The sequence below is a fragment of the Nonomuraea rosea genome (genome assembly GCF_039539705.1).
GTDB lineage: Bacteria > Actinomycetota > Actinomycetes > Streptosporangiales > Streptosporangiaceae > Nonomuraea > Nonomuraea rosea.
Map to the genome: position 1 here is coordinate 116,462 of NZ_BAABDQ010000016.1, position 11,256 is coordinate 127,717.

The following is an 11,256-nucleotide window of genomic DNA, read 5'->3' on the forward strand; positions in this document are numbered from 1 at the left end:
CGCCCTTCCTAGCTTGGTTCGCTGATCCGTTCCAGCCAGATCTCCCGCCAGAACGGGATGAATGCGCGAGGGCAGTTGGACTTGTATACGCCATCGCAGATGATGCCGTCGAGAGCGATGCAGGGGTTCTTCATCTCCAGCATCCGGCCCGACTTCTCGTCGATGCAGCGCTCGACCCGGGCGACCACCCGGGCGGTGCGGCCGCACGAACGCGCCATGTCCTCTTCGAAGCCGAGACCGCGGTTGAACCTCTTGGTGTTCAGCGTGGCGACGATCTCTTCCTTGGACTTGATCCTGACCAGCTCGCCCGGCTGCAGGTCGGTGGTGCCCGTCGGGGACGCCCCGGTGTGCGGCCCCGGCCCCACGAAGCCCCAGGCCAGACCGCCCTTGATGCGCAGCGCCTTCGGGAACTTCCTGGACAGCTTCTGGTAGCGGTTGAACAGCCCCAGCAAGATCGTGCGCAGGGTGGCGGCGACTCCCGCGTTGCCGACCCTGATGTCGGTGGCGTACTGGCCCAGGTCGCGGAAGGGCAGCCGCTCGGGTGCGGCGCGCAGCAGCTCCGTCGCCTGGCACCGGAACAGCTCCTCCCCCTCGGGCCCCGGCTCCCGCCTGGTGTTGAGCTCAAGGAGCGGCAGCAGCGGGCGCTCGGGAGTGACCTCGCGCCGGCTGGGCGGTCCTTCCGCGCGTTTGACCCAGGCGGTCTTGAAGTAGAGCAGGCACGCGGTCTGGCAGCCGCCGTGCGCCGCGCCGTCGCAGCGGGCGGCCGTCAGGTGGACGGCGTCGTTCATCCGCCGCATCCCCGTGCTCGTCATCGTGTCGCAGAGCTTGTTCGCGATCTTGTGCACAGTCAGCCGCTGACCGCAGTAACGCAGCATTTCCGGCATGAAAGGGAGGTTGTCCAGCTCTCCCCGTTCATCGAGCGTGGCGAGGATCTCCTCAGCGCTGAGGACCTCCACGACGTCGCCTACCTTGAGCTCCGCTTTCATCCGATCCACTCCTTCACGAGACCCGCACTCTGTAGGACATGTGCCGCCTCGGCCAAAGCCTCGAACGGCAGGCTGGATCGTTCCGCTATCTGCAGGAGACTGTGCGTGCCGTCAGAGAGATTCAGCACCCACAACATCGCCATCTGTGCCTGTTTCGTATCGCTTCGGCCGCCCAGGGAGCCGTACAGGCCGCGTCTGCCCAGCTGGGGCTCGCCGTACGGGCTGAGGTTCTGGAATCGCCGGTTACCCTCCAGGACTTGTACGGCCGCCCACAGCACTTCCAGGGTGTCCTCCATGGCTTCGGGCCGTACAAAATCGGGGTTGTCGGCCGAGGTGTGATATTCCGGATAACTGCCGTAGGGCGTCCTCGTCAGGGAGCCGACGGGCAGGTTGAAGCCGGGCGAGCAGTACTGCCGCTCGTCGTAGCCGTAGGGCGAGAAGTCGAGCAGGGTGTGCGGCCGGTCCTTCAGCACGTGCGCGAACACCTGGTCGATCTCGGCGTCGCCGCGCCTGCTGCGCTTGTAGTGGATCGTGCCGTCGTCCCCCGCGCAGGCCATGGTCACGCCGTGCTTGATCCGGTCGGCGCGGCCCCGGTTCAGCCCGAGCCAGGCGATCGCGCCGATGGTGCCGGGCGCGAACACGAACCGGTAGGTGTACCAGGGATCGGTCAGCCGCTGGGCCAGCGCGACGGCCACGGCGACGCCGGCCAGGTTGTCGTTGGCCAGCGAGGGGTGGCAGACGTGGCAGGAGATCAGCACTTCCGCCGAGCTCCGGCCGGGGATCACGTGCTCGCCGTAGGTCAGGTGCCCGTCGGCCAGGGTCGAGTCGATCCTGACCTCGTACGGGCCCTCGCCGAGCCCGTCGAGCGTGCGCTGACTCAGGCAGAAGCCCCACGTCTCCGCGTAGTAGCTGGTCCGGTACGGGACCAGGCCGGGCTGGTCCGGCAGCGTGTGCAGGTGCGGGCGCAGCTCCGCCAGGGACATGGTGGCCTCGACGGGCCCGCTGTAGCCCACCACGTGCAGGTTGGAGTCCTGGAAGTCGACCACCCGGCGGCCCGTGGCGTCCTTGATGTAGGCGTCGCGGATGTTCCACTCGCGGGGGATCGTCCAGTCGAGCACCTCGGTCCCGGTCGGCACCTCGGTGATCTCCAGCGGGATCGACGCACCGATGATCTCCAGGGTGCGCCGCAGGCCGTCGCCGGTGATGCTCCTGCACAGCGGGTAGAGCCGCCGTACCAGGTCATGCATCTGCGTCCCGTCGAATGACCGGGTCATGGGCGCAGAGTGTCGTCGACCGCGCCGGCGGCCCGCCGGTCCGCGAGCCGGGCGAGCCTGGTGAAGCGGCGTTCGAAGCCCGCCCGCGTCAGACCGTGCGCCCGGTAGGCGTCGATCAGCTCCACCGCCCCCTCCTTGACCGTCCAGCGCGCCTCGTAGCCGGGCAGCGCGGCCCTGATCCTGGAGAAGTCGACCCGGTAGGAGCGCGGGTCGGCCCCGTTCTCGCCGGTGATGACCAGCGTCGATCCGGGCACCGCCGCGACGACCTCCGCCGCGATCTCGGCCACGGTCACGTTGTTGACCTCGGTGCCCACGTTGAAGGCCCGCCCGTGTACGGCTTCGCGCGGCGCTTCCAGGGCGGCGATGAAGGCGCCCGCGATGTCCTTGGCGTGGACCAGCGGCCGCCACGGCGTGCCGTCGGACAGCACCCGGACCTCGCCGGTCAGGAACGCGTGGCCCACCAGGTTGTTCAGCACGATGTCGGCGCGCAGCCGCGGCGAGAACCCGAAGGCCGTCGCGTTGCGCAGGAACACCGGCGTGAAGCCGTCGTCGGCCAGCCCGATCAGGTCGTCCTCGACCCGTACCTTGGACTCCGCGTACGGCGTCACCGGGCGCAGCGGCGCGTCCTCGCCCAGCAGGTCGTCGCCGCCGGAGGCCCCGTAGACCGAGCAGGTGGAGGCGTACAGGAAGCGGCGCACGCCCATCTCCTTGGCCAGCCTGGCCAGCCGGGTGGAGGCGTGGTGGTTGATGTCGTAGGTCAGCTCGGGCGCGAGCGCGCCGAGCGGATCGTTGGACAGCGCGGCCAAATGGATCACGGCGTCGAACCCGGCGACGTGCCGCGGCTCCACGTCGCGCAGGTCGACGGCATGCGTGTCGATCGCGACCGGCTCGGGGCCGAGCACGCAGTCGGCGAAGAGGCCCGAGTCCAGGCCGGTCACCTCGTGCCCCGCCGCCGCCAGCAGCGGGGCCAGCACGCTGCCCAGATAGCCCTGGTGGCCGGTGAGAAGTACCCGCATCAGTTCTCCAGATCGACGATCAGTTTGGACACGTGGAAGGCTTCGGCGTAGCGCGCGTGGCACTCGATGCCGCGGATCCGGGCCAGGCCGAGGAACGCCTCGCGGTCGTACCAGGGCCGGTGTCGCTGAGAGGCGTAGTGGCGCTGCAGCAGATCGACCTTCTGCTCGGCCACCTCCGGCGGGAGCGGCTGGTAGACCGAGGGCGCGCCCAGGTCGCCGTCCCACTTGACGATCTCGTAACCGAGCGCCAGGTGGTCGCGGAACGCGGTGGGCACCAGCTTGGCCAGGCCCCGGTGATCCTGGTGCGCATCCCCTCGCCAGGGCGCGAAGATCAGACCGGGGTCCGTACGCGCGCGCAGCTCCTCCACCGCGGCCTTGGCCTCCTCCCAGTGGGCGGGCAGGCGGCCATCAGGCAGCTTCAGCACGGTGACCCGCAGGTCGGCGCCGGGGCAGAAGGCGGCGAGCGCGGCACGTTCCTCGTCCTCGCGCTCGCTGCCGCCGCCCGACAGCACCAGGGCGTCCACCCGGATGCCCGGGCGGGCGGCGCAGAGCGTCAGCAGGCTGCCGCCCGCGCCGATCGCCAGATCGTCGCAGTGGGCGGCGAGCGCCGCGATGCCGGTCAGGTTCGATGGACGCAGGCCGATCACAGAGACCGTTCCCACAGCGCCCAGGGCCGCTCACCCCGGGAGTAGGCCTCGTCCAGCTCCATGCGCTGGTTCACGGTGTCGGTCGGCCGCCAGTAGCCGCGGTGCGGGTAGGCCAGCAGCCGACCCCGCTTGGCCAGCTCGGCGCAGCCGTCGGCGACCAGGTCACCGTTCTCCGGGATGTGCTCGAAGACCTCCTGGGTCAGCACGAAGTAGCCGCCGTTGACCCACACCGGCATCTCGCTGACCGGCGAGATGCCGCCCACCAGACCGCTGTCGCCGACCTCCACGCAGTGGAAGGTCTGCGACGGCGGCACGACCATCATCGAGGCCGCCGCGCCGGACTCCTGGAAGCGGCCGATGATCTCGGGGAGCGGTGCGTCGGTGAGAACGTCGGCGTAGTTCGCCAGGAACACCTCGTCGCCGTCCAGGTGGGGACGGACGCGGCGGAGCCGTTCGCCGATCGGTGCGTTGACCCCGGTCTGCACGAACGAGACGGACCAGTCGGAGATGTCGGCCGACAGCAGCTCGACCTTGCCGCCGCGCAGCACGAAGTCGTTGGACGCGGCCTCCTGATAGGTCAGGAAGAAGTCCTTGATGTGGTGGGCGCCGTAGCCCAGGCACAGGATGAATTCCTTGTGCCCGAAATGCGCGTAGTAGCGCATGACGTGCCAGAGCAGCGGCCGCGGGCCCACGAGGGCCATCGGCTTGGGGACCTCGCCGGGCACACCGGTCCGCATGCGCGTCCCGTAGCCTCCGCAGAACAGGACGACCTTCACACGACCTCCAGATGGGGGATCGGGAAGACCAGCCGGCCTCCCCATTCGTGGATGTAGGACAGCTGTGCGGACAGCTCTTCGCGGAGGTTCCAGGGCAGGACCAGAACGTAGTCCGGGCGGTCCTGGGCGATGCGCTCAGGCGCCACGATGGGGATCCTCGTCCCCGGGGTGTACCTGCCGTGCTTGTAGGGATTGCGGTCCACCGTGTAGGCCAGCAGGTCCTGGCGGATGCCGCAGTGGTTGAGCAGCGTGTTGCCCTTGCCGGGCGCGCCGTAGCCGACGACGGTCCCGCCCTCGTCCGCCACCGCGATCAGGAAGCGGAGCAGGTCGCGCCGGACGCGGGCGACCCGGGCGGCGAAGTCGGCGTACCCGGACAGGTCGTGCAGCCCGGCGGTCTTCTCTCTTGTAAGCACGCGGGCGACGTTGTCCGAGACCTCACCCGCGACCCCCTCGGGGCGCGCCCACAGGCGGATGGAGCCGCCGTGCGTGGGCAGCAGCTCGACGTCCACCAGGCTCAGCCCGCCGCTCGCCAGCGCCCGCTGGGCGGAGGCGACCGTGTAGTACTGGAAGTGCTCGTGGTAGATCGTGTCGTACTGGTTCAGCTCCATGAGCGTCAGCAGGTGCTGCACCTCGATCGACACCCAGCCGTCGTCGGCCACCAGGGCGCGCAGCCCCTCGGTGAACCCGATGAGGTCGGGGATGTGCGCGTAGACGTTGTTGGCCACGACCAGGTCGGCGGGACCGTGCTCGGCCCGCACCGCCGCGCCGGTCTCCGGGGTCAGGAACTCCGTGACCGTCGGCACGCCCTTGTCCTTGGCCGCCTGTCCCACGTTGGCCGACGGCTCGATGCCCAGGCATCTGACGCCGCGCTCGACCACGTGCTGTAACAGGTAGCCGTCGTTGCTGGCGACCTCGACCACGAATGAAGGTTTCAAACGTTCCACAGCGTCGGCGACGAACGCCCTCGCGTGCTCCACCCAGGACGCGGAGAAACTCGCGAAGTAGGCGTATTCGGTGAACGTCTCTTCCGGCGTGATCAGCGACGGAATCTGCGCTAACCAGCAATTGGTGCAGACCCGCAGGTGAAGCGGGTATGTGACTTCCGGCTCGTCCAGTTGACCCGCCGTGAGGAAGAGCTCACAAGGTGGTGTGGAGCCCAGGTCCACCACGCTGACCAGGTCTGCCGAGCCGCACAGCCGGCACGATGTCATCAGCAACGGTTGCCACCAGAAAAAGACAAGATTTCCCCCCATCCACGACACACAGCCGTACTTCGGGAGAGGGCCAATAAGTGTTACAAGTGTCTTCATGAAACGCCTGAGCATCGATGGAGCATTGCTCTACACCCCCCGCATCCATCGCGATCCACGCGGAGATTTCCTGGAAAGTTTCCGCGCCGCGGACTTGCGCGAGGCGACCGGGAGCTCTCTGGAGCTGGCGCAGATCAACTGCTCGGTCTCCAGGCGCGGTGTGCTGCGCGGCATCCATTTCGCCGACGTGCCGCCCGGCCAGGCCAAATACGTCATGTGCGTGGCGGGTGAGGTGCTGGACGTCGTCGTGGACGTGCGTACGGGCTCGCCCACGTTCGGTCAGTGGGAGACGGTGCGCCTCGACGAGGTCTCGCGCTGCGGGCTCTATCTCGCCGAAGGGCTCGGCCACGGCTTCCTGACGCTCAGCGAGTCGGCCACCGTCCTCTACGCGTGCTCCACGGGCTACGACCCGGCCCGCGAGCACGGCATCCACCCGCTCGACCCCGGCCTCGCCATCGACTGGCCCCTGACGGACGAGCCGATCCTGTCCGCCAAGGACGCCGCGGCGCCCACCCTCAAGCAGGCCCTCGACCTGGGGATGCTGCCCTCGTGCTGAGTGTCGTGATTCCGGCCCACAACGAGGCCAAGGTGATCGGCCGGCTGCTGGCCGGTCTGCTGCGCGAGGCGGAGCCGGACGAGTTCGACGTGGTGGTGGTGGCCAACGGCTGCACCGACGGCACAGCGGAGGTGGCCGGGGAGTACGACGTCCGCGTGCTGACGACGCCGGTCCCGTCCAAGCGCGACGCGCTGCGGCTGGGCGACGAGGCCGCTCGCGGGTATCCGCGGCTCTACGTGGACGCCGACATCGAGCTGGGCACCGCCGGCGCACGCGCGCTCGCGGCCGTGCTGGCCGCGCAGGACGGGCCGCTGGCCGCCGCTCCCGAGCGGGAGCTGGCGCTGGCCGACCGGCCCTGGACGGTACGCGCGTACTACGCGATCTGGACGCGTCTGCCCCACGTGCAGACCGGGTTGTTCGGCCGGGGGGTCATCGCGGTGAGCGCCGCGGGCAACGAGCGGATCAGGGCGCTGCCGCCGGTGATGGCCGACGACCTGGCCGCCTCGCTCGCCTTCGCGGCGGACGAACGGGTGATCGTGCCGACCGCCCGATCCGTGATCCAGCCCCCGCGCACGCTGGCCGATCTCCTGCGCCGCCGGGTGCGGGCGATGACGAGCGTGAGCGAGCTGGAGTCGGCGACCACGGCCGGTGAGCGCACCGGCGTGCGGGACCTGGCGGCCATCGTCGCCGGGGAGCCTCGCCTGCTCGCCGCCGCCGTCGTCTTCGCCCTGATCGCCGTGCTCGCCAGGCGGAGGGCCGCCCGCGCGATCCGCGCGGGCGACTTCACCACCTGGCTGCGCGACGACAGCAGCAGGGCTTAGCCGACCGGCGTGTTCATGTCGGTCGTGACCTGGGCCGCGGTGAGCGCCTTGGCGTAGACGCGGACCTCGTCGATGAGACCGCTGAAGTACTCACCCGACCCGCTGTTGCCACCGATCCGCAACGGCCCCGTGCCCACCCGAAGGTTGCCCACCGTCGGATTCGTCGCCACCTGCACGCCGTTGACGTACATCCGCAACGTCGAACCGTCATACGTCGCCGCCACATGACTCCACGTATTCAGCGGCAAGTTCGCCGCCGCCGGCGCGTTCGCCCCCGACGACGTGTGGATGAACGCCGCAGGACCACTCCCGCCGCTGCCCATGACCGCGTACGACAGATCCGCCCCGAACTCCTTCATCAGCACCGTCCGCCAACCGGACACACTCGACGGACGGACCCACGCCTCCACCGTCATCCCATTCGTCAGATCCAGCGTGCTCGCATCCGGCACCGTCACCCAGGCCGACGTGCCGTTGAACGACAGCGCCTGGCCGTACTTGCCCGCCGCCCAGGTCGCCGCGGTGGCGGTGCCGGTGTTGCCCTTCCCTGAGGCGTCGGCGACCGCCGTGCCGGTGCCCGCGTTCATGCCGTACGCGGCCACCAGCCCCGGATCCACCGGCGGCACGGTCACCACCGCGGACACCTCGCTGGAGGACGCACTGGTGTTGCTGGAGGCGTCGAAGGCGACGACGCGGTAGTGGTACGTGCCGGCCGCGACGCCCGAGTCGGCGAACGACGTGCTCGCCGTCGAGCCCACCTGGTTGGCCCCTGACGGGGTGAACCCGGCGGTGGTGGAACGGTGCACGGTGTAGCCGGCCACGCCCACGTTGTCGGTCGAGGCCGTCCAGGTGAGCTGCGCGCCGCCCTGGCCGCCCGTGGCCGCGAGCGCGCCCGGCGCGGTCGGGGCCTGGGTGTCGGGCGGTCCCTGCTGGCCGATCGGGGTGTTCATGTCGGTCGTGACCTGGGCCGCGGTCAGCGCCTTGCTGTAGACGCGGACCTCGTCGATGAGACCGCTGAAATACTCACCCGACCCGCTGTTGCCACCGATCCGCAACGGACCCGTGCCGACCCGCAGGTTGCCCACCGTCGGGTTCGTCGCCACCTGCACGCCGTTGACGTACATCCGCAACGTCGAACCGTCATACGTCGCCGCCACATGACTCCACGTATTCAGCGGCAGATTCGCCGCCGCAGGCGCGTTCGCCCCCGACGACGTGTGGATGAACGCCGCAGGACCACTCCCGCCACTCCCCATGACCGCGTACGACAGATCCGCCCCGAACTCCTTCATCAGCACCGTCCGCCAACCGGACACACTCGACGGACGAACCCACGCCTCCACCGTCATCCCATTCGTCAGATCCAGCGTGCTCGCATCCGGCACCGTCACCCAAGCGGACGTGCCGTTGAACGACAACGCCTGGCCGTACTTGCCGGTCAGGCTCCACGTGGTGCTGGCCGCCGTGCCGTTGTTGCCCTTCCCCGAGGCGTCGGCGACCGCCGTGCCGGTGCCCGCGTCCATCCCGTACGCGGCCACCAGGCCGTCGGGCGCCGGGGCCTGCTGGTAGGTGGCCGTGTAGGTGGCGGCGGTGGCGGGCGCGGTCACGTTGTGGTTGCCCGCGCCGCCGTCGGACCAGGCGGTGAAGGCGTGGCTGAAGCCGTTCGCGCTCTGCGGCGAGGGCGCGGAGATCGAGTTGGCGGAGCCCGCGATCACCGTCCTGGTGAAGGGGGCGATGGTCTGCTCGCTGTTGAAGCCGAGCTGGAGCCCGGCCGGCACGGTCTGGAAGGTCAGGTTCACCGTCTTCGGCTGCAGCAGCACGCTCTTGGTGTCGGTGAGGCCGTGCGCGTCCGTCACGGTCAGCCGGAGCTCCAGGTGCGAGGGATATTCGTGGTCAGGCGGGACGAAGGTGCCGCCCGTGCCGCTGAACGTGGTGATCTGGTGCTCGTGGCAGGTGCCGGGGCAGTGGTGCTGGATCAGCGTCCACAGCATCCGGGAGCCGGGGATGGCGCCGTCCTGGGCGTCGGCGCCGCCGCCCGAGTACGCGATCGTGTCACCGACCGCCCAGGTGAGCGAGGACGCCGGGGTGTTGATGGTCGCGGTGGGCGCGGTGTTGTTCACGTTGATCGTGACGGTGGCGTCTCCCTGGCCGCCGCGTCCGTCATTGGCCCGCAGGCGCACCACGTACGAGCCTGGCTGGGTGTAGGTGAAGGACGGCGTGGCCGCGGTGGAGTCGTCGAGGTCGCCGTCGCCGTCCAGGTCCCACTGGAACGTGAGCGGGTCGCCGTCGGCGTCGCTGGAGCCCGCGGACGTGAAGCTCACCGTGAGGGGCGCGGTGCCCGAGGTGGCGCTCGCGCCGATGACGGCGGCCGGTGGGTTGTTGTTGTAGATGTAACGGATGATCTGCCCGTTGGTGTAGTCGACCGCGAACAGGTCGCCGCCCGGCCCGGTCTGCAGCTCCACCGCGGGGATGCCCGAGTCGAACGTGGTGATCGTGGCCGGGTCGGGCAGGCCGTTGGCGCCCTTGGTCATGACCCAGACGCACGAGCGGCTGAAGTCGGAGAAGAACATGGCGTCGTCGTAGGCGTTCGGGTACGGGCCGCCGGTGTAGAAGGCCACGCCGCTGGAGGAGGAGCCGCCCGACGGGCACGGGTCGCTCGGCGCGGGCCTGCTGCCGTGGTTCCAGGCGAAGTACGGCTGGCTGTGGGCGCTCGCGCCCGCCGCGTAGAGGCTCTCGCAGATCGTCAGGTTGAGGTCGTCGTAGCCGCCCTGCCGGTTCGCGCCCTCGTAGCAGGGCCAGCCGAAGTTGGCCACCGGGCCGGTGGGGTCGGCGATCCGGTTGATCTCCTCCCACGTGTTCCAGCCGACCTCGCCCGCCCAGACCTCGTTGGTGCCCGGCCGGATGGTGATGCGGAACGGGTTGCGCTGGCCGTAGGCGACGATCCTGGCGACGTTGGGGTCGCTGCTGCCGGCGTTCGGGTTGCCGGGAGCCGCCGCGCCCGTGTCCGGATTTATCCTGATGATCGTGCCGTTGAGCGCCGCCGGGTCCGCGCTCGTGCGCAGGTCCTGCGAGCGCAGCGCGCCGCCCTCGGCGGACGGCGGGGCGAGCGCGGTGCCCACGGCTGAGGGCGGGTCGCCGCACGGGTTGTCGGGGGTGACGTCGGAGCTGGTCAGGTTGTCCTGGCCGTAGTCGGCGAAGTTGAAGCTGGCGCCGTCGCCGCCGCTGGCGTACAGCATGCCGTCGGGGCCGAACTTGAGGTCGCCGACGGAGTGGCTGGGGTGCTGCTGGCACCAGTCGGTGATCAGGGGGGTCTCGACCCCGGTGGCGGAGAGCACCGACAGGCGGCCGGTGATGAGGCAGCCGTCGTTGGTCGCGCCGGGCGGGGTCGGGCACGGGTCGCCGGTCTGGCCCGCCGTGCCCCAGCGCGGGGCGGTGCCGCCCGGTACGGCGTCGCGGGCGTACAGGACGTAGATGCGCGGGTCGGCGGGGAAGTTCGGGTGCAGGGCCATGCCGAGCAGGCCCCGGTCCCAGAAGTTGTGCACCTGGGTGCGGAGGTCGGCGTAGACGGCGGGCGTGGTGTCGGTGATGGAGTCGAAGACCTTGATCAGGCCGCTCTTCTCGGCGACGAACACCCGGCCGTCGGAGGCGAACTCCACGTTGCTCGGGTTGGTCAGGCCGCTGAAGACGACCTGACGCTGGAAGTTGCCGGGCAGAGCCTGCGCGGCCGGTGTCGTGAGGACCACCAGGCCGGTGGTGATCAGCAGGATGGATAAGAGCGCATGACGAACCCGCCTCAACACGATGAACCCCCTAAAGAGCCGATATTTCCCCCCGAGCTCTAAGGTGATCTATCGCATTAAATTAGGCAGA

At 69.8% G+C, this 11,256-nt stretch carries 9 protein-coding genes; 2 read left to right on the top strand and 7 right to left on the bottom strand.

Annotated features, from left to right (window positions below):
- Positions 1-8: 8 nt before the first annotated feature.
- Genes ABEA43_RS32575 through ABEA43_RS32600 form a run of 6 tightly spaced genes read right to left on the bottom strand, consistent with a single transcriptional unit; the run spans position 9 to position 5,910 of the window.
- A complete protein-coding gene (locus ABEA43_RS32575) occupies positions 9-986 on the bottom strand; it encodes a hypothetical protein (protein WP_345567846.1) in 978 nt (325 codons plus the stop codon).
- Entirely contained in the window at positions 983-2,260 is a 1,278-nt protein-coding gene (locus tag ABEA43_RS32580; protein ID WP_345567848.1) for a DUF4910 domain-containing protein, read from the bottom strand. Before ABEA43_RS32580 ends, ABEA43_RS32575 begins: the two co-directional genes overlap by 4 nt.
- On the bottom strand, positions 2,257-3,276 hold the full coding sequence (locus ABEA43_RS32585) for an NAD-dependent epimerase/dehydratase family protein (protein WP_345567850.1): 1,020 nt from the start codon (positions 3,274-3,276) through the stop codon (positions 2,257-2,259). Before ABEA43_RS32585 ends, ABEA43_RS32580 begins: the two co-directional genes overlap by 4 nt.
- Positions 3,276-3,938, bottom strand: a complete 663-nt coding sequence (locus tag ABEA43_RS32590) for a PIG-L deacetylase family protein (RefSeq protein WP_345567851.1) — start codon at positions 3,936-3,938, stop codon at positions 3,276-3,278. The genes ABEA43_RS32585 and ABEA43_RS32590 overlap by 1 nt, the downstream gene beginning before the upstream one ends.
- Positions 3,920-4,699: a sugar phosphate nucleotidyltransferase gene (locus tag ABEA43_RS32595; protein ID WP_345567852.1), complete on the bottom strand. Its 780-nt coding sequence runs from the start codon at positions 4,697-4,699 to the stop codon at positions 3,920-3,922. The genes ABEA43_RS32590 and ABEA43_RS32595 overlap by 19 nt, the downstream gene beginning before the upstream one ends.
- On the bottom strand, positions 4,696-5,910 hold the full coding sequence (locus ABEA43_RS32600; protein ID WP_345568075.1) for a class I SAM-dependent methyltransferase: 1,215 nt from the start codon (positions 5,908-5,910) through the stop codon (positions 4,696-4,698). Before ABEA43_RS32600 ends, ABEA43_RS32595 begins: the two co-directional genes overlap by 4 nt.
- A gap of 97 nt (positions 5,911-6,007) precedes the next feature.
- Between ABEA43_RS32600 and rfbC the strand changes: the two genes are divergently transcribed.
- Positions 6,008-6,565 (top strand): dTDP-4-dehydrorhamnose 3,5-epimerase, encoded by a 558-nt coding sequence (gene rfbC / locus ABEA43_RS32605; RefSeq protein ID WP_345567854.1) that lies wholly within the window; start codon positions 6,008-6,010, stop codon positions 6,563-6,565.
- A complete protein-coding gene (locus tag ABEA43_RS32610) occupies positions 6,559-7,386 on the top strand; it encodes a glycosyltransferase family 2 protein (RefSeq protein ID WP_345567855.1) in 828 nt (275 codons plus the stop codon). The genes rfbC and ABEA43_RS32610 overlap by 7 nt, the downstream gene beginning before the upstream one ends.
- On the opposite strand, the gene ABEA43_RS32615 is transcribed toward ABEA43_RS32610, so the two are convergent.
- Positions 7,383-11,186: a LamG-like jellyroll fold domain-containing protein gene (locus ABEA43_RS32615; RefSeq protein WP_345567857.1), complete on the bottom strand. Its 3,804-nt coding sequence runs from the start codon at positions 11,184-11,186 to the stop codon at positions 7,383-7,385. The two genes, ABEA43_RS32610 and ABEA43_RS32615, sit on opposite strands and share 4 nt — an antisense overlap.
- Positions 11,187-11,256: the final 70 nt, after the last annotated feature.

What these genes read in the sequence shown, in the direction of transcription:
- ABEA43_RS32575 (WP_345567846.1), bottom strand. Translation starts at nt 986, where the DNA reads ATGAAAGCGGAGCTCAAGGTAGGCGACGTCGTGGAGGTCCTCAGCGCT.
- ABEA43_RS32580 (WP_345567848.1), bottom strand. Translation starts at nt 2,260, where the DNA reads ATGACCCGGTCATTCGACGGGACGCAGATGCATGACCTGGTACGGCGG.
- ABEA43_RS32585 (WP_345567850.1), bottom strand. Translation starts at nt 3,276, where the DNA reads ATGCGGGTACTTCTCACCGGCCACCAGGGCTATCTGGGCAGCGTGCTG.
- ABEA43_RS32600 (WP_345568075.1), bottom strand. Translation starts at nt 5,910, where the DNA reads ATGACATCGTGCCGGCTGTGCGGCTCGGCAGACCTGGTCAGCGTGGTG.
- rfbC (WP_345567854.1), top strand. Translation starts at nt 6,008, where the DNA reads ATGAAACGCCTGAGCATCGATGGAGCATTGCTCTACACCCCCCGCATC.